Annotated in this window: 25 protein-coding genes; 16 read left to right on the top strand and 9 right to left on the bottom strand. The window is 65.0% G+C overall.

Annotated elements, in window-relative coordinates:
• Positions 1-104: 104 nt before the first annotated feature.
• The 6 genes from hisE (at position 105) to AB4Z51_RS27460 (ending at position 5,360) form a co-directional block, all read left to right on the top strand.
• Positions 105-509, top strand: a complete 405-nt coding sequence (gene hisE / locus AB4Z51_RS27485) for a phosphoribosyl-ATP diphosphatase (RefSeq protein WP_028147364.1) — start codon at positions 105-107, stop codon at positions 507-509.
• Positions 510-642: 133 nt separating this feature from the next.
• Complete coding sequence (locus AB4Z51_RS27480) at positions 643-1,245, top strand: YqaA family protein (protein ID WP_081369120.1); 603 nt, start codon at positions 643-645, stop codon at positions 1,243-1,245.
• A 122-nt stretch (positions 1,246-1,367) separates the two neighbouring features.
• Positions 1,368-1,907 (top strand): hypothetical protein, encoded by a 540-nt coding sequence (locus tag AB4Z51_RS27475; protein WP_441498366.1) that lies wholly within the window; start codon positions 1,368-1,370, stop codon positions 1,905-1,907.
• 27 nt (positions 1,908-1,934) lie between these two features.
• Positions 1,935-3,335 carry an aspartate ammonia-lyase gene (locus AB4Z51_RS27470; protein WP_441498365.1) on the top strand — a complete coding sequence of 467 codons (1,401 nt, stop codon included), beginning with the start codon at positions 1,935-1,937 and terminating at the stop codon, positions 3,333-3,335.
• Between the two features lie 155 nt (positions 3,336-3,490).
• The gene (locus AB4Z51_RS27465) at positions 3,491-4,459 is read left to right on the top strand and encodes an NAD(P)H-dependent flavin oxidoreductase (RefSeq protein ID WP_085400966.1); all 969 of its coding nucleotides are present in this window, start codon (positions 3,491-3,493) and stop codon (positions 4,457-4,459) included.
• A 127-nt stretch (positions 4,460-4,586) separates the two neighbouring features.
• Positions 4,587-5,360 carry a thioesterase family protein gene (locus tag AB4Z51_RS27460; protein WP_441498364.1) on the top strand — a complete coding sequence of 258 codons (774 nt, stop codon included), beginning with the start codon at positions 4,587-4,589 and terminating at the stop codon, positions 5,358-5,360.
• Between the two features lie 422 nt (positions 5,361-5,782).
• Here AB4Z51_RS27460 and AB4Z51_RS27455 read toward each other — a convergent pair whose 3' ends face one another.
• Positions 5,783-7,345, bottom strand: a complete 1,563-nt coding sequence (locus tag AB4Z51_RS27455; RefSeq protein WP_085400969.1) for an AMP-binding protein — start codon at positions 7,343-7,345, stop codon at positions 5,783-5,785.
• A 108-nt stretch (positions 7,346-7,453) separates the two neighbouring features.
• Between AB4Z51_RS27455 and AB4Z51_RS27450 the strand changes: the two genes are divergently transcribed.
• The 7 genes from AB4Z51_RS27450 to AB4Z51_RS27420 all read left to right on the top strand — a co-directional run bounded on the left by AB4Z51_RS27450 (position 7,454) and on the right by AB4Z51_RS27420 (position 13,170).
• Positions 7,454-8,419, top strand: coding sequence for an NAD(P)H-dependent flavin oxidoreductase (locus AB4Z51_RS27450; RefSeq protein WP_085400971.1), 966 nt, complete (start codon positions 7,454-7,456; stop codon positions 8,417-8,419).
• A 169-nt stretch (positions 8,420-8,588) separates the two neighbouring features.
• The gene (locus tag AB4Z51_RS27445; RefSeq protein ID WP_028147356.1) at positions 8,589-8,837 is read left to right on the top strand and encodes a hypothetical protein; all 249 of its coding nucleotides are present in this window, start codon (positions 8,589-8,591) and stop codon (positions 8,835-8,837) included.
• Between the two features lie 131 nt (positions 8,838-8,968).
• A complete protein-coding gene (locus AB4Z51_RS27440; protein WP_085399489.1) occupies positions 8,969-9,676 on the top strand; it encodes a hypothetical protein in 708 nt (235 codons plus the stop codon).
• 87 nt (positions 9,677-9,763) lie between these two features.
• Complete coding sequence (locus tag AB4Z51_RS27435) at positions 9,764-10,447, top strand: hypothetical protein (RefSeq protein ID WP_085399483.1); 684 nt, start codon at positions 9,764-9,766, stop codon at positions 10,445-10,447.
• Positions 10,448-10,577: 130 nt separating this feature from the next.
• Complete coding sequence (locus AB4Z51_RS27430; protein WP_144030652.1) at positions 10,578-10,799, top strand: hypothetical protein; 222 nt, start codon at positions 10,578-10,580, stop codon at positions 10,797-10,799.
• Positions 10,800-10,807: 8 nt separating this feature from the next.
• Complete coding sequence (locus AB4Z51_RS27425) at positions 10,808-11,275, top strand: hypothetical protein (RefSeq protein WP_085399481.1); 468 nt, start codon at positions 10,808-10,810, stop codon at positions 11,273-11,275.
• A gap of 2 nt (positions 11,276-11,277) precedes the next feature.
• Entirely contained in the window at positions 11,278-13,170 is a 1,893-nt protein-coding gene (locus tag AB4Z51_RS27420) for a PQQ-binding-like beta-propeller repeat protein (RefSeq protein WP_085399480.1), read from the top strand.
• Between the two features lie 131 nt (positions 13,171-13,301).
• Here AB4Z51_RS27420 and AB4Z51_RS27415 read toward each other — a convergent pair whose 3' ends face one another.
• The gene (locus AB4Z51_RS27415) at positions 13,302-13,526 is read right to left on the bottom strand and encodes a hypothetical protein (protein WP_014491555.1); all 225 of its coding nucleotides are present in this window, start codon (positions 13,524-13,526) and stop codon (positions 13,302-13,304) included.
• 226 nt (positions 13,527-13,752) lie between these two features.
• Here AB4Z51_RS27415 and AB4Z51_RS27410 point away from each other — a divergent pair, with 226 nt between their 5' ends.
• Positions 13,753-14,034: a hypothetical protein gene (locus AB4Z51_RS27410; RefSeq protein ID WP_085399488.1), complete on the top strand. Its 282-nt coding sequence runs from the start codon at positions 13,753-13,755 to the stop codon at positions 14,032-14,034.
• 137 nt (positions 14,035-14,171) lie between these two features.
• Here the strand turns inward: AB4Z51_RS27410 and AB4Z51_RS27405 are convergent, their stop codons facing one another.
• The 5 genes from AB4Z51_RS27405 to AB4Z51_RS27385 form a co-directional block, all read right to left on the bottom strand.
• Positions 14,172-16,109 carry a sensor histidine kinase gene (locus tag AB4Z51_RS27405; protein WP_085399479.1) on the bottom strand — a complete coding sequence of 646 codons (1,938 nt, stop codon included), beginning with the start codon at positions 16,107-16,109 and terminating at the stop codon, positions 14,172-14,174.
• Positions 16,106-16,789 carry a response regulator gene (locus AB4Z51_RS27400; RefSeq protein ID WP_038933185.1) on the bottom strand — a complete coding sequence of 228 codons (684 nt, stop codon included), beginning with the start codon at positions 16,787-16,789 and terminating at the stop codon, positions 16,106-16,108. Before AB4Z51_RS27400 ends, AB4Z51_RS27405 begins: the two co-directional genes overlap by 4 nt.
• Before the next feature lie 121 nt (positions 16,790-16,910).
• Positions 16,911-19,658 (bottom strand): DUF2235 domain-containing protein, encoded by a 2,748-nt coding sequence (locus tag AB4Z51_RS27395; RefSeq protein ID WP_441498363.1) that lies wholly within the window; start codon positions 19,656-19,658, stop codon positions 16,911-16,913.
• 273 nt (positions 19,659-19,931) lie between these two features.
• Entirely contained in the window at positions 19,932-20,183 is a 252-nt protein-coding gene (locus AB4Z51_RS27390; protein WP_085399477.1) for a GCG_CRPN prefix-to-repeats domain-containing protein, read from the bottom strand.
• A gap of 24 nt (positions 20,184-20,207) precedes the next feature.
• Entirely contained in the window at positions 20,208-20,450 is a 243-nt protein-coding gene (locus AB4Z51_RS27385; RefSeq protein WP_063985829.1) for a hypothetical protein, read from the bottom strand.
• Positions 20,451-20,747: 297 nt separating this feature from the next.
• Here AB4Z51_RS27385 and AB4Z51_RS27380 point away from each other — a divergent pair, with 297 nt between their 5' ends.
• Positions 20,748-21,707, top strand: a complete 960-nt coding sequence (locus AB4Z51_RS27380; protein WP_135215746.1) for an AraC family transcriptional regulator — start codon at positions 20,748-20,750, stop codon at positions 21,705-21,707.
• A gap of 7 nt (positions 21,708-21,714) precedes the next feature.
• Here the strand turns inward: AB4Z51_RS27380 and AB4Z51_RS27375 are convergent, their stop codons facing one another.
• Positions 21,715-21,945, bottom strand: a complete 231-nt coding sequence (locus AB4Z51_RS27375; protein WP_063985827.1) for a hypothetical protein — start codon at positions 21,943-21,945, stop codon at positions 21,715-21,717.
• A gap of 125 nt (positions 21,946-22,070) precedes the next feature.
• Between AB4Z51_RS27375 and AB4Z51_RS27370 the strand changes: the two genes are divergently transcribed.
• A complete protein-coding gene (locus tag AB4Z51_RS27370; protein ID WP_085399475.1) occupies positions 22,071-22,532 on the top strand; it encodes a DUF6314 family protein in 462 nt (153 codons plus the stop codon).
• A gap of 35 nt (positions 22,533-22,567) precedes the next feature.
• Here AB4Z51_RS27370 and AB4Z51_RS27365 read toward each other — a convergent pair whose 3' ends face one another.
• Complete coding sequence (locus AB4Z51_RS27365) at positions 22,568-22,870, bottom strand: hypothetical protein (protein WP_085399474.1); 303 nt, start codon at positions 22,868-22,870, stop codon at positions 22,568-22,570.
• Between the last annotated feature and the right edge of the window lie 47 nt (positions 22,871-22,917).

Here is a 22,917-nt window from a genome sequence, read left to right as displayed (position 1 = left end):
TCTTGACCACAACGGGCCGTCGCGCTTGCCGCGGCGGCCTGTTTTTCGCTTTTAACCCTGCGCGTTAACGCGCTCGCCATTGGTTTAGGGTAGTTTTGAGTACCATGAGTGATTCGCTTGAGCGGCTATATCTGGCTGTGCTCGCGGCCAAGGATCTTGATCCGGCAACATCGCGTACCGCCCGGCTGTTTCAGCGTGGGCCATCCAAAATGGCGAAGAAACTGGCCGAAGAAGCCATTGAGGTCGTCATCGACGCGGTCAATGGCGATAGCGAGGCCGTGATCCGGGAAAGCGCCGACCTGCTCTACAATCTCACGGTGCTCTGGGCCTCGGCCGGCGTGCGCCCGGAGGATGTCTGGCGCGAGATGGCGCGGCGGGAAGACATGCTCGGCATTGCCGAGAAGCTGCCGAAGTCGCCGATGAAGCTGCCCAAAGTCGCGTCACCGCGCGTTGCCGCCAGGCGGCCAATTGTCGCGCTGGAAGGGCGCGTCTCGCGCAAGCGCCACTAAAGCGCGGTGAAACCGGAGCAAAGCGTCATCGCGCTTTAGGTTGTTGTTTGCGCGCGATCTTTCGGAAAACCGCGACACACTGTTCCGGATCACGCCAAATCGTCACAAAACTCGCGATGGACAAATCCGTCCCATGGTGCTTCATCGCGGCGCCATGCTGAAACGTATCTACGACTGGTGCATCGACGCCGCCCACAAGCCCTACGCGCTCTGGATCATGGGAGCCGTGGCTTTCGCAGAAAGCTCCTTCTTTCCGGTCCCGCCGGATGTGATGCTGATCCCGATGTCGCTGGCGCGCCCGCAGCGCGCCTGGCTCTACGCCGCGGTCTGCACCGCGACCTCGGTGGTGGGCGGTCTGCTGGGCTACGCCATCGGTGCGCTGCTGTTTGACTCGGTCGGCCATTGGCTGATCCAGGTCTATGGTCTCGGCGACAAGGTCGATGCCTTCCGCGCCTCCTATGCGGAATGGGGCGCGGTGATCATCCTGCTCAAGGGCCTGACACCGATCCCCTACAAGCTCGTCACCATCACCTCGGGCTTTGCCGGTTACAATATCGGCCTGTTCATCCTGTGCTCGATCGTCGCGCGCGGCGGCCGTTTCTTCATCGTCGCGATCCTGCTCAACCGCTATGGCGACTGGATCCGCGTCAGGATCGAGAAGCATCTCGGTCTCTGGGTGGCGCTCGGCGCCGCCGTGCTGGTGCTCGGCTTCGTCGTAGCGGTCAAGCTGATCTAGGGAATGATCCGGACCCGAAGGGCCGCCTCAGCGCAACGTGTGAAGCCGTTCTCCGCAAAGATCATGTTCGCTCAATAACCCCGCGCTTTGCCGCTGCGCCGGGTTCGGCTACGGTTGCCGTCATGATGGTTCGATCCGGCAATCCGGTCCTCCGACCGGGGACGCTGATATTCGCAGTGCTTTCGCTCCTGCTCGGTGCCGGCAGCACCAGCTGGCCGCAATCCGCGCCGCCGGCGCTCGGCTTGCAGGAGCAGGGACCGCAGACCGCGCCGCCGCCCTCGACATCAGCTCCTTCGTCGCCGCCGGCGCGGCAGGAAAATCCCGGACTGATCAACGAAATGGGCAAGCTGTTCGACAAGCTGCCCTCGATCCTGCCACCGATCAAAAGCCCGAGCGAGACCATGAACGACCTGTCGCGGCTGGCGACGCCGTCGGCCATGGTGTCGGGGCGCATGGCCTGCCCCGCCTCGTCGAATGGCGCGCCCGACTGCAAGCAGGCCGCCGACCAGCTCTGCCAGAGCAAGGGCTACAAGGAAGGCAAGAGCCTGAACGCCGATTCCGCGGAAAAATGCTCGGCCAAGGTTCTGATCCCGGGCCGGCAACGCAAACCGGATGACTGCCGCACCGATACCTTCGTCACCAGCGCGCTGTGCCAGAACTGAGGACGTAGCGCCAGCAAAGGAGCGCCCATGAGCCGCACGGAGCAGGACTTCCTCGGACAGCGCGAGATCGCCGACGACATCTACTACGGCGTCCAGACCATCCGCGGGAAGGAGAACTTCCACATCACCGGCATTCCGATGAACCAGGAGCCTTACTTCGTGAAGGCGCTCGGTTACGTCAAGAAGGCTGCCGCGATGGCCAACCGCGACCTCGGCGCGGTCGATGCGAAAGTTGCGGACGCGATCATCCAGGGCTGCGACCGCGTCATCGCCGGCGACATGATGGATCAGTTCGTCACCGACTTCATCCAGGGCGGCGCCGGCACCTCCACCAACATGAACGCCAACGAGGTGATCGCCAATCTCGCGCTGGAATCGCTCGGCTTCAGCAAGGGCGACTACCAGCATGTCAGCCCGAACGACCATGTCAATTACGGCCAGTCGACCAACGACACCTATCCGACCGCGTTCCGGCTGGCGCTGATCCTGCGGCTCGAGAGCTACATGACGGCGCTGCGCCAGCTCCAGGAGGCCTTCTTCACCAAGGGCCGCGAGTTCGAGCGCGTGCTGAAGATGGGGCGCACGCATCTTCAGGACGCCGTGCCGATGTCGCTCGGCGCCGAATTCCGCGGTTGGGGCACCACGATCGGCGAGGAGGTCGACCGCATCTCCGAGGCGCGCGCGCTGCTGCGCGAGATCAATCTCGGCGCCACCGCGATCGGCACCTCCGTCACTGCGGCTGTCGGCTATCCAAAACTCGCGGTCCGGCATTTGAGCGCGCTGACCGGCGTCGACTTCATCCTCGCCGGCGATCTCGTCGAGGCGACCTCGGACACCGGCGCCTATGTGCAGCTCTCCGGCGTGCTCAAGCGCACGGCGAGCAAGCTGACGAAGATCTGCAACGACATCCGCCTGCTGGCCTCGGGCCCGCGCGCCGGCTTCAACGAGATCAACCTGCCGCAGCTCCAGCCGGGCTCGTCGATCATGCCGGGCAAGGTCAACCCTGTCATCCCCGAGGTCGTCAACCAGACCAGCTTCCTCGTCATCGGCCTCGACACCACGGTGACGCTGGCCGCAAGTGCCGGCCAGCTTCAGCTCAACGTGATGGAGCCGGTGATCTCGTTCGCGCTGTTCTTCTCGATCCGCACCATGGAGCGCGCGGTCAACAGCCTGCGCGAGAACTGTGTTGTCGGCATCACCGCCAACGAGGAGYACACCCGCAACATGGTGCTGAACTCGCTCGGCATCGTTACGGTGCTGAAGCCGCTGCTCGGCTACAAGCAATGCGCCGAGATCGCGCGCGAGGGCTACAAGAGCGGCAAGTCGCTGCACCAGATCGTGGTGGTCGAACGCAAGCTGCTGACGCAGGAGAAATGGGACGAGATGTTCTCGTTCGAGCGGCTGATCAATCCGGATTTGATCGGGTGATGCCGCCCGCGTTTGCGTAGCGAATTCCGCATGTTGGAATTGCGGTAACGGCATCCGCCACGGCGTCAAAACGCAATACTTGACAGTGGAAAGATTGCCTTGTTGGTATGGCCTCCAGCTTTCGATTTGCTCGCCACCAAAGGATCGTTTCGCCTATGTCCATGCCTGCCTTGTTCAAGGGGCGCTTGTCGATCCCCGTGATCGGTTCGCCGCTCTTCATCATCTCGGTGCCCGATCTCGTGATCGCGCAGTGCAAGGCCGGCGTGGTCGGCTCGTTTCCGTCGCTGAACGCACGGCCGCCGGAGCTGCTCGACGAATGGCTGGCGCGGATCACCGAAGAGCTCGCGGCCCATGACCGTGCCCATCCCGACAAGCCGTCGGCGCCGTTCGCGGTGAACCAGATCGTGCACAAGTCGAACAACCGGCTCGATCACGACATGCAGCTCTGCGCCAAGTACAAGGTGCCGATGATCATCTCGTCGCTCGGCGCGCGCGAGGAGCTCAATCAAGCGGTGCACGGCTGGGGCGGCATCGTCTTCCACGACGTGATCAACCAGAAGTTCGCCCACAAGGCGATCGAGAAGGGCGCCGATGGCCTGATCCTGGTTGCGGCCGGCGCCGGCGGCCATGCCGGCACCATCTCGCCGCTGGCCTTCGTTGCAGAAACGCGAAAATGGTTCGATGGCCCGATCGCGCTGTCGGGTGCGATCGGCAACGGCAAGGCGATCCGCGCCGCGCGCATCCTCGGCGCCGACTTCGCCTATATCGGCTCGGCCTTCATTGCGACCAAGGAAGCCAACGCGGTCGAGAAATACAAGGAGATGATCGCGGGCTCGACGGCCGACGACATCGTCTACTCCAACCTCTTCACCGGCGTGCACGGCAACTATCTGAAGCCGTCGATCCTCGCGGCCGGCATGGATCCGGAAAACCTGCCGACGTCCGATCCGTCCAAGATGAACTTCGGCACGGATGCCTCCGGCGAGCGCGCCAAGCCGAAAGCCTGGAAGGAGATCTGGGGTTCGGGCCAGGGCATCGGCAGCGTCGACGGCATCATCCCCGCCGCCGATCTGATCGCGCGCTTCAAGAAGGAATATGACGAGGCGATCGATCCGCCGCTCTAACCGCTCTCGTGTCCCGGACGCGCTGCAGCGCGCAACGCTGCTGCGCAGAGCCGGGACCCATCGCTGCAGCACATGACCCCGGCGCTGCGCTGCGTCCGGGGGACGCCAGCCGAGATACCGCGCAAACATGACCGCCATCTACCGCGTCGACGGCAACAACGTCGTCACCAGCCCTAATGCTGCCGGTCCGTGGGACCGGCGCATGCAGCACGGCTCAGCGCCGTCCGCGCTGGTGACGTGGGCGGCGGAACGCATTCCGACGCCGGTGCCGATGAATGTTGCGCGCGTCACCATCGACTTGATGCGCCCGGTGCCGGTGGCGCCGCTCACGATCGAGAGCGAGGTTTTGCGCGAGGGGCGCAAGATCCAGCTCTGCGAGATCAAGTTGTTCGCCGACGGTATTCAGGTCGTCGATGCCACCGTGCTCAAGATCAAGCGGCAATCACAGCCTTTGCCGGACGACGTCAAGGAGTTGCCGGTCACGCTGCCGTCGCCCGAGGACTCGCTGGTCGAGGACGGCCATGGCGCGACCAGTCCGTTCGCAGGCATGGTCTCGATGCGCGCCGCGCGCGGCCGGTTCGGCCAGGCCGGGGCCGGCGCGATCTGGTTTCGCCTCGACCATCCGCTGGTCGAAGGCGAAGCGGTCTCGCAGGCGATGCGCGCCGTGGTCGCTGCCGATTTCTCCAACGGCACCGCCTCGACGCTCGACTTCCGCGCCTGGACCTACATCAATGCCGACCTTACTGTGAACCTATCGCGCCAGCCGGTCGGCGAGTGGATCTTGCTCGACGRCGAATCCTGGATCGGTCCCGACGGCGCCGGCCTCGCGATGTCGCGGCTCGCGGATCGTCGCGGCTATTTCGGCCGGGCGGTGCAGAGTCTGGTGATCGAAAAGCGGTAAGCGTGTCGGCAAGCGCCGTGATCGCTCCTTGCGCCGATGGAACGGCAGACTTCCGCCGCCGCGGAAGGGATGCCCTGGTCGCGAACCTCTTCTTGTCCGGAGGTCTCTGTTCGACGCCAGCGTCCTGCCAGTTCAGCTGCCGTAGACGATCTTGATCTCCCACAGCAGGACGATGATAGCCGTGATCAACGTGATCGCGGCCAACGCACTTTCCAAGGAAGCGACTCTCATTTGATACTCCGCTTCCCAGCCCCGTCAGCGGTCTAATTGATTCGTTGATTCGCCTGCAATTGCGCGGACGGCGTGCCTGAAAAGTCCCTTCCGAGCTGTTGTTCGCGGGTCACAGCGACCCGTAGAACCCCGGAGTGCGGCCGCGGGAATACGTGCGGTGCTACCTGCCACAAGTTGCAGATCGGGGATGACTACCCCACCATCCGGTCCCGTCCACTCCAGAAGCCCGCGCGCAGCACCTTCTTGTCGACCTTGCCGACGCCGGTCATCGGCAGCTGCTTGACGAACTGGATCTGCTTCGGTGCATGTGCCGAGCCTTTTCGCGTCCTCACCAGATTGATCAGCTCGTCCGGATCGGGCTGTGCCCCCTCACGCGGCACGACGATGGCGGTAACGGCTTCGCCCCATTTCTCGTCGGGAATGCCGACGACCGCGACCATCGCGACATCCGCATGCTGCGACAGCACGTCCTCGACCTCGCGCGGAAAAATGTTGAAGCCGCCGGAGACGATCATGTCCTTCTTGCGGTCGAGGATGAACATGTAGCCGCGCTCGTCCTTGCGCGCGACGTCGCCGGTGTGGACCCAACCATGCTTCAGCGTCTCGGCCGTGATGTCGGGCCGCTTCCAGTATTCGGCCATGACATGCGGCGCGCGCACGCAGATCTCGCCGGCTTCGCCCGTCTTTACTTCCTGGTCGTTGTCGTCGAGAATCCTGACCTCGCAGGTCGAGATCGGGAAGCCGCAGGACAGGAACAGCTCCGGCGTCCTGGGATCGTGATCAGCCTTTCGCAGCACCGAAATCGGATAGCATTCGGTCTGCCCGTAAAGCTGCGAGAACACCGGCCCAATGCGTTCGATGCCCTCGACCAGCCGGCTCGGCGACATCGCGGAGGCGCCGTAGAGCACGAGCTCGAGTGAGGACAGATCGGTCCTGCTCAGCGCGGGATGATCGAGCAGCACATAGATCATGGTCGGCACGAACAGCGTGAAATTGATGCGCTCGCGCGCGATCGTCGCCAGCACCGCCTCGGGATCGAAGCCTTTCAGCATGTGCACGGTGCCCCCGCGCATCAGGGTCGGCACTACTTTCGTGCCGGCGACATGGCTGATCGGGGCAACCGCGAGGTAGTGCGGGGTGTCAGGGATCTCGAAGTCGGCGAGGATCGCGGCAGCACCACCGGCGTTCTCGCGGTGATAGCGCAGTGCGCCCTTGGATTTTCCGGTCGTGCCACCGGTGTAATTCAGCGTTGAGAGATCGTCGGGGCCGGCGAAGCAATGCGCGCCGGCGTAGCCTTCGATCTCGATCGCCTGCAACAGGTCGACGCCATAGTCGGCCGGTCCCGTGGTGAAGACCGCCTTGAGCCGGCTCGCACTCGCGGCAAGCTCGCCGCCGCGATCGCGGAAGGTGGCGGCATCGACCACCAGCATCTCGGCCTCGGAATCCTCGAGCTGGAAGAGCTGGTCTGCCCTCGATCCCAGCGGATGCAGCCAGGTGACGCAGAGCCTGGATAATTGCGCGGCGACACCGGCGCACCAGGTGTCGGCACGGTTCGCGGTGAGGAACGCGACGCGCGCGCCGGGCTGCAAGCCCAGCCGCATGAACACGGCCTGGATGCGTCCGATCAGGTCGATGGTGCCCTGATAGCTCAGCGATCCACCGGGCCAGGCGAAAGCGGTGCGGCCGGGATAGCGCGACAGTGCCCGCAGCGTCTGCGCGCAAGTCGGGGACGATGCGTGGAGCGGATCGGACATATGTTTCCCCGTTGTTTTGTCATCGGCTTTTGACGTGCCAATGTTTGTGCGCAACGCTAGCACAGAGAATGCGGGATGGAACGACAAAGCCCGTGCAAGGAGGCGTGAGTGACATCCGATCGACTGCAACACTTCCGTGATCGTCTCGCTCTGCCCTTGATCGCGGCGCCGATGTTTCTGGTGTCGGGCGTCGAGCTCATGGTCGCGGCCTGTCGCAATGGCGTGATCGGCAGCTTCCCCACCGTGAATTGCCGCGGCACGGAACAGCTCGAGGCGTGGCTCACCGAGATCGAAACGCGACTGCGGCAACACGAAGATCACACAGGTCGTAAGGCCGCGCCGCTTTGCCCGAACCTGATCGTGCATCGCTCCAACGCGCGGCTGGAGCAGGATCTCGCGGTGCTGCTGCGACACAAGCCGGAGATCGTCATCACCTCTGTTGGATCGCCCGCGCCGGTGTTGAAGCCGCTGCACGATGCCGGCGCGCTGGTGCTGGCGGACGTGGCCTCGATCCGCCACGCCCAGCGTGCGGCGGAAGCCGGCGCCGACGGGCTGGTGCTGCTCACCGCGGGCGCAGGCGGGCAGACCGGCTGGCTCAATCCGTTCGCTTTCGTCCGCGCGGTGCGCGCATTCTTTGACGGCATCATCGTGCTCGCCGGAGGCATCAGCGACGGCCGCGCGCTGCGTGCGGCTGAAGTCCTCGGCTGCGATCTCGGCTACATGGGCACGAAATTCATCGCGACGCGCGAGAGCATGGCGGACGAGCGCCACAAGGAGATGCTGGTCGACAGCAGCGCCGACGACATCCTGCTGACCACCGCGTTCACGGGGTTGCAGACCAGCATGCTGAAGCCGTCGATCTTGGCTGCGGGCCTCGATCCCGACGATCTGCCGGCACGTGGCGCGATCGATATAGGCAAGGACATTGACGTCGACGCGCGCGAAAACCGCCCGAAACGCTGGCGCGATATCTGGAGCGGGGGACACGCGACATCGGGCGTGACCGACGTGATGGCGGTCGACGATCTCGTGGCGCGGACCCTCGCCGAATATCGCGATGCGGGCGGGCGGTAGGCGGCGTCCTTCCCCTCGCCCAGCTTGCGGGGGAGGGAGAGGAGGGGCCGTCGCTCCCGATCACAGTTAATCGAGCGCTCCTCCGCGGCCCCGTACTTAACGGCAGATTAACCAACGCCCGCCAAGAATCCCCCTCACGGCCGCCAATCAGGACCGAGAGGGACAGGCGATGGACTTCGATTTTCTCAATAGCAAGACAGCCGCGACGCTGGACGAAATCCGGGTCCGCGTGGCCCATGCTCTGGCCCGTCATCCGCTGTGCCGCAACGTGCGCTTCGACATCCTCAGCGTCCCCCGCACCCGCCGGGGCGGCAATTGGACGGTGACGCTGCAATCGGTCGAGCCGCGCGCGGTCTGGGAGGCCTCCGAGATCGTCGCCGACATCCAGGATGCCTACGACCTGGCGCTAGCTGCCTGATTTCCTTGAGATTTCGGGGCATGTCGCCACAGTCCGCGCGATTGCCGTCGCGATGGCTCGGTTAAGCCTTATTTACCGCCCAGTTTCCGGGCACTCGTCACGTGGACTTGAAGCTGGGCCTGGAGAGACGTTTGTCCAAAGCCATCACCATCGTCGTGCTGACCTGTTTCCTCGTCCTCGGCGCCGCCACCACCGCCATCCTCGGCCGTGACAGCGTGCCCAGCGTCAGCGCGGAGATGATCACGCAGGCCCCGCCGCCCAAGCAGCTTTCGACAAATCGCGCCGCCAAGGCCGACCGCCTGGTCCCGACGCTGGCACTGGCCTCGGCCGCGATCGATCCGGTCCAGGTCTCCGCCGACAAGCTTTCGCAGGCGCCGGTGCTGACCGAGCCGCTGCGCCAGGCGTTTGCCGCCGCAACGCCCGCCGATTTCCCGATGCCCAAGGCGAGTGTGCATGAAGCGCCCGCTGCCGCAGAGGCTCCCGTCGAAGCTCCGGCCAAGCCGAAAGCCGCCGCCAAGCCGCAGCCGCAGAAAAACTATTCGTTGCTGTCCGACGTGCAGATCGCGGGCATCAGAGATCGCCTGAAACTGTCGTCGTCGCAGGAATATTACTGGCCCTCGGTCGAGACCGCGCTGCGCAATGTCGTCCGCAAGATCTCCGCGAACAAGCTCTCCAATCCGAACGCGCCGGGCGTGCCGATCGATCCGAACTGCGACGAGGTCCAGCAGTTGAAGTCGGCCGCAATGCCGCTGCTGTTCCAGCTGCGCGAGGATCAGAAGGAAGAAGTTCGCAAGCTCGCCCGAATCATCGGGCTTGAAAAAGTCGCGCAGCAGATCTGACGCGCAAGTTCCTCCGGGAACTGCGTCCCGCATCGGGAACATCCGGCAATCGACAAACGTTGCCCGCTCCAAAGAGGGAGTGGACCAATGCGCGCCTCGACAGCTTATTTCGTCGGTGCCGGAACGATCGTCGCGGCCATCGCCATTGGTCTCGGTGGCGGCATCGTCGCCGGCAATATCATGAATCCGGTCGCGCCCAAGCAGGGGCCGGACACGAGCAAGATGGCGCAGCGCGCTGAAGCTGCCAAACCCGCGATGACGGACGCGCCTTCCGAGCGCTTGCAATATCTCACCGGCTCGCAAGCCTTCGGCGCCATGATCGCCGCGCCGGCGCAGGCCGAAGCCAAATCCGAACCCGCAAAGCCCGACACGCAGGCAAGGCAAGCGAACGCCGAGCCGCCAGCGCCGCAGCCTTCCCAGGCGGCCGCGGCCGAGCCGCCCAAGCCGGCACCGGCATTGCCTCCGCAAGTCGCAAAGCCTGCCGAGCAGCAGGCATCGACAGAGCCGCCATCCTCACCCGACAACGCCTATGCCAAGGCCAGAGATTCCGACATGAAGCGCGCCGCGTCCGAACGGCGCCGCATGGAGCGCCGCGAGCGCTGGGCCGAGCGCCGGCACTACGATCCCCGCGAGCCGCGCGGCATGCGCGACCGCACCGATTGGGATGACGTCGCGCGCAACATCCGCGAAGATTCCGATGCGCGCGATGTCGCGAGCCGGCCGCGCAGCGGCTTGCCGCAGATCAGGCTGTTCGGGCCCGACGACGACTAGCGCCCATCCTCGCCGTCGTGCACGCGATCGTGAGCGACGGTTCGTTCTGCGGACGCGCTTGCCTCGAATTTCAACTTCCAGACGATCTCCGTTCAATGCATGATTGGCGTGGCTAGCCAAAGGCCTCGTCATGGGCGTAGCGCTGTTAGCTCGGGGTCGCTTCTTCGCGCCGTACCGCGAAGGCGTCACCGTGCCGACGCCGGTTGATAGAGCCGGCATTGCCTGGCTGCTCCACTTTCTCGCGCGACACGCGCGGAATCGCGGTTTCACCGCGCTGCAATTGCCCTCGAAGGCGGACGACGGGGCGGCCTTCTCGACTGACCTCACTTATCTCGCATTGCAAACCTTTTAGAGGTTTCCATGTCGATACATCTGTTGTGGACGTCCGCGGACAGTCTCATCGTGGCCTTTGCGCTCGCACTCATCGTTCCGCAACCGCATGTGCTGCCGCTCATTCTGATGTTCGGCGCTTGCGATGCGCTGGGTTCCGCGCTCGGCGTCACGATGCCGGTCGCGGGCGGGCTCGCAGCGATCCTGTTGATCGCGTGCGGCGCATCGCTGGTGGTGCGCCACCCCATCGCGCAACGTCTTTTGAATGCGCCGGGGTGGTTCTATGTGCTGCCACCGCTGCTGGCGATCGACAATCTCGTGTCGCGCACGCCTGATGCGCCGGCCGTTGCCGCACTGTCGAGCGCGATGATGGCCGGGCTCGGCTTTGCCTGCGGAGCCGTCGTGTCGCGCGGGTGGCGCGCAGGCTTGCGCGACGTACGACCGCTTGCAGCGGCTTGCCTGATTGCGGCCGGAAGCCTCCTCGCCTACGGAGCCTGAGCATGGTCGCCTCCGTCACGACCCGCAGCTACGACCGTGCCCGTACCGGTACGAACAATTCCGAGACGGTGCTGACGGCGACCGCCGTCCGCAGCAGGGGCATCGTCAAACTCTTCAGCCTTCCGATTCCCGACGATCCCAGGCTCGAGGCGCAGCCGCTGGCGGTCGGCGGCCTGCACACAGCCGACGGCAAGATCCGCGACCTGATCTTCCAGGCCAGCATGGGCAATTGGGTCTATGCATTCGACGCTGTGACCGGCGAGAAGATCTGGGCGACCAACTTGGGGCGTCCCATCGTCGGAACGAGGGCGATCGACGGCCACATGACCAACGTCCATTGGGGCATTCTCTCGACCCCGGTGATCGACGAGGGGGCGGGCATTCTCTATGCCTGCGCCTGGATCAGCGACGACGGCAGCGTCGCCAAGGGGCAGCATTTCCTCGCGGCGCTGCGGATCCGCGACGGCTCGAAGGTGCACGGGCTGCTGAACCTGGAGGGCGCGGTCTACACGCCGCCGAGCGGCCTGCCGGTGCAGAAATTCGTCTCGGCCCAGCGCAAGCAGCGCAGCGCCCTGACGCTGACGCGGAACCACGTGCTGATCCCCTTCGGCACGATCGCCGAGACCTCGAAGACGGCGCGCGGCTGGCTGCTCGCGGTCGACGTCCATGCCTGGCGGCTCGCTGCGTCGTGGTGCTCCACCGTCACCGGCTCCGGCGGCGGGCTGTGGCAGAGCGGGGCCGGCCCGGCCCTCGCTCCCGACGGTTCAATCTACGTCATCACCGGCAACGGAGCGTTCTCGCCGCAGCATGGCGATTTCGGCGAGAGCATCGTGCGGCTCGCCTTGCACACCGGAAGCCATGCGCATTTCGAAGTCATGTCGTGGTGGGCGCCATGGACCGACGCCAACCGGGTCGGCGCGGCTGCGGACGCAGCAACCGCCGACGATGACGACAATGACGAACTGCCGCTGCCGTCGAACGTTTCCCTGCCCTCCGTGATCGCGCATGCAAGGCGTATGGGAATGACGCTGAAGCCTCGGTATGCGCGCGAGATGCCGCATGTCGCGGTCACCTCGGGTCGCAGTGCAACCGATGCGCAGATCGCGCCGGTCGTGGCGCATCACATGGAGGCGATGAACGAGTCGATGTGGGGCGACCAGGATTTCGGTTCCGGCGGTCCGGTCTATGTCGCCTCCGCCCATGCCATTCTGGCCGCGGGCAAGGACGGCATCCTCTACACCGGCAATGCCAATGCGCTCGGCAAGACGCAGCCGGGCGAACTTGCGGCCGGCCATTTCGCGGCGAACTACAACAGGCTTCTCATGCCACCGATCCTGTACACGTATTTCGATCCCGCCGTGCCGCCTGCGCCGGCGTCACCGATGGAGCTGAACGTGTTTCCCGGCGGCGCGACGCGGCATCTGCATGGCACGCCGCTGCTGTTCCAGTCCGCCACCCACGGCACCATGCATTTCGTCGGCGGCGAGAACAGCGCCTTGCGGGCATGGTCGATTGCGGCCGACGGGAGAACGACCTATCTCGCCGGGGGCAACGAGATCGCCTCGCCGCAATCGCCGCGTCCGCCGGGCGGCATGCCCGGCTGGAGCATCACGCTTGCCGCCAACAACGGCACTGATGGCATCATCGTGGCGATGGTGCCCTATCAGGACAGCAACATGATTCTCAGTCCGGGCCGCTTCCTGGTCTACGATGCGCAGAATTTCGCCACCAATCCGGATGGTTCCAAACGGCTCCAGGTGATCTGGGACAGCGAGGACTGGGGCCCGGAGCACGCCTTCATGCATCCCAAGTTCAACCGTCCGATCGTCTGGAAAGGCCGCATCTATCGCCCGACTTATGACGGCCGCATCGACGTCTATGGCCTGACGAATTAGCTGCTGTCCCTCTCCCTTCTTCGCGGGAGAGGGTGGCTCGCGGCAGAGAGTCTCTGCTCTTGGTGCGTCGAGGCAGCTCTCATCCGCCTTGCCATCGGCAAGGCACCTCCCACAGGAGGGAAGGAAGAAGATCACCCGCCGTGCGACTCCACCACCTTGCGGCAGGCGTCCGAGAGCTTTGTCTTGTTCTCGCGCAGGCAGGCATTCATCTGCGGCGGCTTGCCGATATGTTCGGCGCAGAATTTGCCGGCGTCGCCGCGGCAGGCCATCTGCTCCTGCGGCGTCGGACCGGATTGGGCAGCGGCGGGCAGGATGGCCGCAGCGAGCAGCAGCGCGGCAAGAACTGAAGTCTTCATGAAACACCTCTTTGGGATTGTGAAGGGTCCCGCTGGGATCGGGTGAGCCGGACCATCTCGCGGAGGGCCGTTGCCGGTCCATGCCATGTTCATGGCATCGGCTCGCTCGGCGCACCCCCATCTTCATGGCATGTATCCGCGCGCCGTCTTTTGCCATTCAGGCTGCACGTCGGCTGCGAAACCCGGTGATTGCATCGGGGCGCCGAACGGGAAGCAGGAGAGCAAGATGTCGAAAAACGTGGGAGCGCTGAGCGCCGGGCTGACGGTCATGATGCTCGCGGGCGCGGCGATGGTGTCGCTGGGCACGAGCCCGGCGCAGGCGGTGGTCTATTGCAAGACGGTCGGCGTGCCCAAGGGCTGCGTGGTGCGGCCGGCCGGGGCGGTGGTGGTCGCGCCGGCCGCCGCGGTCGCGGTGGCGACGCCCGGAGTCGGCGCGCCCGGCGTCGGCGTTCGTGCGGGAACGCCGATGAATCGCGGAGGCCCGGTCAATCGCGTCGGCGTGCGCTGACGATCTCGTTTGATTGAGTTGATTGCATTGCTTCGGGCGAAAGGATGATCTGCGGACGACCCCCCCGTCCTCCGCATGACGATAATCCGGCCCGTCCCCTCTCTCCGTGCGTCCCACACGTTCGGGGAGGGGGCTTTTCAGCCCGCGGCGGCGGCGTCGCTATCGGGAAAGATTTTCGGCAGTTGCAGCCGCACGCGCGTCCCCGAGGAATCCGAGGCCAGATCCAGCACCGCGCCGCAGCGCGCGGCGCGGCTTCGCATGTTGCGCAGACCCCGCGCGGTCTGGCCCGCACTGCCGGCTTCGCCGTTGCCGGACAGGGCAAAGCCCTTGCCGTCGTCCGCGACGCTGATCATGCCACACGGCCGGTCACCATCTCCTTGGCCATCGTCGAGCGTCTCGATGGTAACAACGATATGGCGCGCCTGCGCGTGCTTGACCGCGTTGGTCACGGCCTCGTCGAGGATGCGCACGATCTGGATGACGTGCCATGGCCGCAGTTCGGGATGGAGCGGCAGGCCCTGCGGCGTCGCCACGTGCCATTCGAGTGCGACGTCGTGTGGCCGCAATTGTGCCGCCGCACGCTCGCGCCAGGAGCCGAGCGCAAGCATCAGGTCGCCGCCGATGTCGTCCATGGAATCGATGACCAGGCGCAGATCCTTCAGCGCGGCGCGCGCAGCGTCCGTGATGGTCGCGCCCTCGTGTCCACGCTCGGAGAGCGCGACGATGCTGACGAGCTGACCGCCGAGGCCGTCATGCAGGTCGCGCATCAAGCGCGTGCGCTCGTTGGCGAGTGCGGCGGCACGGGCGCGCTCTTCTTCGCGGGCGAAGCTTGCCTTCAGCCGCTCCTCCGCCTCGCGCACGCGTGCGATGAGCTGGCCGGCGAAGCTGTCGACCTCGTTGAGCGCGCGGGCGAAGCGCCAGGTCAGTCCGGCGCCTATCGCCACCAGCATCGCGGAATAGGACAGCCGCGTGACGAAGGTGCGATCGTCCGGCACGAACTCGAACGCCGAGAGCATGTCGTGAAACCAGCAGGTCAGCACGATGGTCACGGCGCAGCCGAAGGTAAAGCTCGCCGCGTCCTGCCGCCTGATCACCGCCCACGTCAGGATGACGACCAGCAGCATCAGGCACAGGCCCACGGTCGGCACGCCGAGGAACAGGAAGGTGATGCGCGGGATCGGCTGGCCCGCAAAGAGCCCGACCAGCAGGATGACGAGCCCCGGCGCGAACAACAGCAGCCCGTAGCGCGGCCAGCGCCAGCCGAAGAACAGCACCGCGAACGTCACGACCAGCGCGCTCTCGATCGGCGCGGACGCCAGCAGGATGGCGGCCAGCCGCGGATAAGGCGCGGGCGGCAGCGGCGCCGGCGCGAAGGCCTGCATCGCGCCGACGAGCATTCCTGCCGCCAGCACGCCATAGACCGGCTCGCGGCGTCGCATCAGCCACATGATGGCGAGGATCACCGCCAGCAACGATTGCCAGGCCGAGAACACCACGGGCAGCGTCACGAACAGCAGCGTGCGCGTCTCGTAGGCTCCCCGCAGGCTTTCGTCCGGCCCGACATAGACGGTGTCGAGGAAGCCTCGCAGCGGACCCCACACCAATAGCCGCACGGTGATGGCGTTGCTGCCGTCGCGCAGCAGCGACGACGGGATCACTGTGATCTCCGGCGTGTTGCGGTCGGGCCGGTTGGCGGTGGGATCGCGCCGGGAGTCCAGGATCGCGACGCCGTTGACCGCGACCTCCACGCCATTGCTGAAGCGCGGCAGAAAGACCGACCAGGCCGTGTTTGCCGCATCGGGCTTGAAGACGAACGTGCCCGAATAGAGCGGCGGGTCCTGGAGCGCGTAGCGCGACGACGTGAAATGCGGCAACGTCACCGCCCGGGTCGTGCCGTCCTCCCGCAGCGAAAATTCGCTCACGGCAAAATCGTCGGGGTCGCTGGGCTGGAGCAGCCGCAGCCCCTGGATGGTGACGATCACGATCAGCGCCTGGAGCAGCAGATAGGGCACGAGGCGCGCCGCGATCAGCCGGCGCCGCGGTCGCGCAGGTGCTTTCGCTGCAATCTCGCTCACAGCTTGATCAGGCCCTGCTGCACCGCCTCGAACACCGCTTCGCTGCGCGTGTGCACTTCGAGCTTGCGATAGATGTTCTTGATGTGGCCGGGCACGGTCTGCCTGGACAGGCCGAGATGGCTAGCGATCTCGGCGTAGCTGAAACCCTTTGCGATGCCCCAGAGGATATCGATCTCGCGCGGGGTGAGTCGTGCGGTGTTGAGCACGGGCCCGCGCGGCGGCTCGGCCGAACTCGGCGCGGCGCCTTGCGTTCTGCGCACGATGAAACGGGCGATCGAGGCCGAGATCGGCGAATGGCCGGCGACCAGATCGCGCACGGTGGTGGCGATGTCGGTCGGGAAGGCGTCCTTCAGGAGATAGCCGGTGGCGCCGACGGTGATCGCCGAGATCACGCTCTCCTCGTCGCCGAGCGCCGAGATCACCATGATCTCGGTGTCGGGAAAGCGCTGCCGGGTCTCGCGGATCAGCTCGATGCCATGGCCGTCGGGCAGCCGCAGATCGGTCAGCAGCACGCGCGGTGCGCCGCCGTTCAGGGCCTGGCGCGCCTCGCCGAGCGTTCCTGCGCTGCGCACCTTGTAGCCGGCCTTGACCAGCGCATCCTGGAGCCGCCAGCAGGTCGGCGCGTCGTCCTCGACGAGGAGGATGGTGATGGCCTCACCCGTCTCGCCCTGTTCGCTCATGTTCATCGTCCCGCACCGCGTGTCCCCCGCGGCGCGAGGCCAAGTTTAGCCGCGGCGCGGACGCCGCGACACCCATAATCATGGGGGCGTTGTCACTCTTCCGCTCCGGTGTGGCCGGCGCCTACTGCTTTGCCGCAGCCGATGGCGTCGGCGGCGCGGGCAGACGCTGTACCGTGATCCGCGCCGTGCCGCTGTTGTTCTTGTAGTATTGTTCGTCCGGCCCGAAATAGTCGACGTATTTTGCCGGGGCCAGCCATCGCAGGAAGCCCGGGACGATCTGCACGGCGTCGTTGACGTAGAAGAACAGCTCGCCGGAATCAGGTGCGGTGAATTCGGCCACCATCCGGTCTGCAAGTTTCTGCGTGTCCCAGACCTTGCGTGCCGACTCGTCTGGCGGAAGCGCATCGAATGTGCCCATCTTCGCGATGTCAGCCTTGAGTGTCGTCAGCTTCGCCGCATCGTCCGTGCTCGATTCCTCAGCGTTTTCGATGCGGACGGGATATCTGTTTTTTGGCTCATCCTGAGCATTTTCCTCGGGAAGGGTCGGGTCAATGCGGCGCGGCAGTTCATCTGCCGACATCACGTTCATGGCCTGCAGCGGCTGATCGTTCAGGCCCTTCTCGCCGACGCGTACGACCGGCTGGAACCAGTCCGCGCCGAACAGTCGCCGGGTCGGGAGAGCGAGGTAATGGTGGTTTTCGTAGGTCTGGAATCCGGTGACGCCGGTCATGATCGTGCGGTCGAACCAGCGTTGGTCGATATCGATCCAGACCCGGTATTTGCGGCCCTTCTCCACGGCGAGCCTGCTTGCCCAACAGAACTGGTTGACGTTGAAAAGCTCGACCGCAGGAAGCGCGTTGTCGCCCACCGGCTTGGCAGGCGGAATGTCTACCGCGACGTTCGCTCCCTTTCTCTTCGCCTCTGCGGCTTTTCTTTCCGGGGTTTCACAAACCTGTCCGGTCGCGACGCGCCAGGTGAAGAAGCTGCTCGAGGCGATCAGCAAGGCCGCGGCGTAGATGACGACGATGGAGACGATGGGAAAGATGATCTTGGTGAACGGAAAGCTCATCCACCGCGCATTTCGCTGCATCAAACCGCCAAACCTGAACAACAAACTCATCCGGCTGAGGTTTTTTGCGCTCGCCTTCCGTTCCGGCCGGTACCAGGCGAGTCGCGCCCGCTCCTGGATGCCATCACGCAGCGAGGCGTTGATGCTCCAGACCCACCACGTGACCAGCACGACGAGTGCGGTCGCGACAGGATAATAGAGTGCGATATTGAGCCATGGCCCCGCATAGGAGGGCAACACGTTCTTGAGCAGGTTCGCGACGGAGCCGAGTATGGCGCTGAAACCCCAGTCGATGTTGCTGACAAAATCGCGCAGGCTCTTGCCGGATGTATCTATGATCTTGCGGGCGATCCACGGCCAGGCGGCGATGATGCCCGTCATGATCAGGAGCGAGAAATAGGCCACGCGTCGCCACCACACGGCGCCGCGCGCCAGATTCGCCATGTCCGCGTCTGGCGCTTTCATTCCAGTGAAGGCGTCGGATTCCTCCTTGCTTATCGGGCGCCTCGCTTTCTTCGCGTAGGCGTCATGCATGGCTTGGTGCGCGCCGTCATTGGTGAGCTCCCTGATGCTTCCGTCGGGCATCAGCACCCGCGCGTTCGCCGGCAGCATGATCGGCGCATAATCGTCGCATCCGAACAGCATTCGTTCGACCACGGCGAAGTGAACGACCGGTTTGCCGCCGTTCACATCGCCTTCGAGGATCGGCCGCGGACCGTAGCGGTAAAGCACGGCGGCGCCGCTGCGTGAATCGTGCTTTGGCCCGATCGCCGATTGATACTCGCGGAAGCGCTCGATCGTGCCGTTCTGGAAGCGCAATTGGCCACCGAGCTGCTCGGTCATCCAGACCAGCGGAACGAAGGAGAGGGTGGATTCCGGGTAACCGCCGCCAATGTCGGAATGGACGCCCGCGAACCACACCTCCTTCACAGTCTGGTCATTCGCTAGACGGCTCTGGTCGATCCGCAGCGGATGAAAGGTGGTGCGCTCGTCGTCGAGCGCGAGCGCGTGACAGATGTGCTTCGCCTTGCGCGAGGGCCGGTGATTGCGGAACGAAATCGGCCAAATTGCCCAGTCGATCGCGACGCGCAGCTCCTCGATCGGTACGCCGAAAGCCTCGACGGTGTCGAACAGCCCGAGGAATTCGATCTTGACGTTCTTGCGGCCGGCCATGGCCTTGCGGACCGTGCAATAGGAGCGGTGCCCGCAGACGAAATGGTAGATGATGAGCAGCAGGTCGCGAATCCAGCGCGTAATCCAGATCGTCGGCAGGCTGCGATAGCCCACCGATTCCTTGCGGTATTCCCGCCATGCGGACATGGCGTTGCGCTCCATCTCGGCATGCGAGACCGGCTCGCCCTTGATTTCCGCCGGCACTAACCCCTGACTCGCGATCAGCGCCGCCAGCGTGCGCGCAGTGAAGGCGCCGCGGCTGAAGCCGAAGATGTAGATCTCGTCGCCCTCGCGCCAGTTCCAGCACAGGAAGCGGTAGAGCTTGCGGACGTTGGAGGGAACGCCGATGCCGGTGGCGCCGTCGATGGCTGCGAGCGGCGCCCAGCCGGCGGTGCCGACACCCTTGATGTAGTGGGCGATCTGGTCCGGCTGGGTGTGGTCGAGCGCTTCATAGAGCCGCCAGACGCTGGATTCCTGGGCGGTGAACGCGTTGCCCGTGCCGTCGGCGAACAGCACCAGCTTGCGCTTCGACAGGGTGGTGGCGGTCGTCCCGCCGGCGCTTGCATCGTCATGCGTGTGCTTGGGTCTGGCAGAATCACCATTCTGCGCGCCATCATGCTGGGTCATGGGGCCCCTCTGGCAATCGACGGTGAAGCACTTCGGGCTGGAGCCGTTCAGCACTCCACGATTTCAATCAATGGTTGTGTTATGAAAAACAGGTGCATTCTGTGCATAGTCCCGTTGAGGTAGCAAGCGGGATCGCGCCGCCGCCCTGCCGCGGTCGGACGCCGCGGCATGACGGTTACGAAAACGTTTGGTCTTGCTGGTGCCGGTGGCGAGAGGCGTGATGTCGGCGGACGCCTCTCCCCTGCGAGCGGGGAGAGGCGGAGTGTTCAGCTCCTACCTGCCATTGCCGCGGCAAGCGCCGCCGGGGCCGATATGGTAGCCGCGCGGGCAGGCATGCGCGGCGGGGTTGGCGTAGTTCCTGAGGCAGCCGCCATAGGGGCCGCGGTGCCAGCCGGGGCCGCAGCCGCCGGCGACCGCGATGACGTCGCCGTTCGCGCCTGCGTTGAGCAGGGTGAGCGGCATGGCCTGGGCAACGCCCGTGATCACGCCGAGCGTGAGAGCCGTGGCAAACAGGGTGCGTATCATGTCTTCCTCCCGAATGCCCTTGCTTCAATGGCCGGCGGCGAACGCGATGCCGGCGCGTACTTCGGCGATCGCCTGGTCGATCATCCCGATCGCCTTCTCGCGATGACCGCCCTTGTTCGGCTCTGCCTTGCCGAGCTCGGCGCGGGCCGATTGCAGGATCGCGATGGCTTCGTCCATGTGCGGCTGCGCGCCAAGCGCGTAACCGATGCAGAGGCTGGTCGCGATGGCGCCGCCGAGCACGAGGCTGCGGGGTAGAGAGGTTCGCATGTCGTTGTCTCCTCCAGCGGGCGTCAGGCTGGGGCCGCCCGTTTGCCCGGATGCAGTCCTTGTGTGGCGTGCCGCATCCGCTGCCTGAATAGGGCCCGCTTGTGTGGGGCGTCTTGGACTGTCCGGCGCCAGCGCCGTCGCAGCTTGGACTGACCGGCGCGGCTTGATTCACGTTGGCGTGCTGATAGCTTGCGGTATGCTGGTCTTCTGCGGGCGTCTGTTTGGCGTGCGAGGTTCGGCGAGCGCCAAGCCTTTTTTTAAGAACTTAGAAAAGCCATTCTCGAAAAGTCGTTCTCGATGTCCGTCATCAGGAAGTCGCTCTCGACCGAGATGCTGCCACAGGACTTGTCCGACCGGCAGCGCTTCATCCGCTTCGCGGAGCTGTTCGAGCATTTCTCCAACACCGGCGAGCTCGATCCGGCGTCCGACGTGCCGTTTCGCGCCACGATGAACTCGATCCATATCGGCACCACCATGCTCGGCCGTTGCGACGGCAGCTTCGTCACGGTCCGGCGCGAGAAGCGCCAGGTGATCGAGACCGGCGACGACCGCTTTTGCCTCGCGCGCAACACCGGAGATCTTCCGTCTCAGGTGATCCATCGTGGCCGCGAATTCACCATGCGGCCGGGAGCGATGGTGCTGCTCAAGCTGGACGAGCCGTTCTTCGCGGCCGACGGCGCGAGCCAAAAGCGTTTCACCAACGTGCATCTGCCGGTCGATACGCTGCGCGCGATGGTCGCCGACATCGACGATCTCGTCGGCTGCGAGCTCGAGCCCGGCGGCGCGCTGTTGCTGGCGATGGATTACAGCGATCTCCTCCTCCGCAATCCCACGGCCGCCGACGAGGCCGGCATGGCGATCGCCGGCCATCTGCTCGACCTTGCCGCGATCGGTCTCGGTGCCCGCAGCGATATCGCCACTGCCGCGCGACGCGGGGGCCTGCGCGCCGTGCGGCTCAAGGCCGTGCTGTCGATTCTTGAGGCGCGCTTCCACGAGCCGGGTTTTTCCGCCCAGAAGCTTGCCGCCGCCGGCGGCCTTTCCGAGCGCTACGTCAACGAGCTGCTGTTCGAGGCCGGCGCCAGCTTCACCACCCGCCTCACTGAGCTGCGTCTGCGCAAGGCCGCCGACCTCCTGGCACATCGCGAGGGCCGCATCAGCGACATCGCCTTTGCCTGCGGCTTCAACGATCTCTCTTATTTCAACCGCTGCTTCCGCAGGCGGTTTGGGTTGACGCCGACCGCGGCGAGGGGGAAGTGAGAGAGCGCTAGGTCTCCACCCTCGGTGGCGGATAGCGGCGCGCCAGCGCTGACAGCGGCAGGTGCCGTTCGCCTTCCGGCAGCTCGAGAAAGGCCAGCACTTGCGGCCGCTTCCAGTCACCGATGCCGAAATCCATCGCCATCCATTTCTGCGGCTCGGGGCCTTCGAGGCCCCGGACCCAGACGAAATAGCGGGGGAGGTCGTCGGCGTCCGCTTCCGTCGTGCGTCTCCTGGCCATCGAAGCTGCTCACTGCATCACCATTTCGTTGCGATAGGATATAGGTATCGRCTCGCTGAAGTCGAACTCCCGGCTGCGGGTCCTGAGAGGCTGGGCCGGCTGGTTAATTGCGCAGGTCTGAAGATATGAATGAAGTGATGATCGACGGCTGGGGTGACGCCTCGGACGTCACGAAAAGGCTGATCGGCTCGTGGTCCTTCAACCGTGTCATCGAAGGCCAGGCTACGATGCAGGGTATCGCGATCTTCACGCCACTGGACGGGGGGCGGTTGGCCTATCGCGAGCAGGGACATCTGAAGCTCGCGAACGGCGCCATTGTGCAGGCCGAACGCGAATACGTCTTCAGCAACAGCGAGGGCGGATTCAAGGTCTTCTTCAGGGAAGATCCGCCGCGGCTGTTTCACGAGATTTCATTGTCCGCATCTTCCGGGGGAGAGCTGAGCGGACGTGCGCGCCATCTTTGCAAGCACGACGACTATCAGTCGGCCTACATGTTTCGGCCGGATGGAACGTTCGTCGTCCGTCATGTCGTATCGGGTCCACGCAAGGACTACACGATGAACACGACCTACACGCGTCTCGCGTGATCAAGCCGGGGCGATGGCGACGGCCGTGCCGCCTCTCACCGCCAGAGCTCACTCTCCGCCACGCGGTTGATGTCGGCGAGCCGGCGGTCGGCGTCGCCGTGAATATCGATGCTCTCGACCAGCGTTAGCAGACGCTGATATGCGCCATCGGCGATTTCGACCGGCAGCGGCTCCTCGTCAAAGGCCTCGACATAGCTGCCGACGAGGCCGCTCAACAGGCGGCAAAGACCGCGCTGGGCGGGATCGTCCCGGCCGAGCGTCTCGAGCTTTTGCTGAAATGTCCGGAAGGTGCGCAGGCCGTGGTGCTGCTGCGAAAGCCACGTATGCAGGTCGTTCATGTGAGCTCCTTCGAGTTACAGAAGAAGCTACCGGTTTATACAGGTAG

Origin of the sequence: Bradyrhizobium sp. 2TAF36, assembly GCF_052114925.1 — a bacterium.
Taxonomy (GTDB): Bacteria; Pseudomonadota; Alphaproteobacteria; order Rhizobiales; family Xanthobacteraceae; genus Bradyrhizobium; species Bradyrhizobium barranii.
This window is presented reverse-complemented; position numbering and strand designations above follow the sequence as displayed.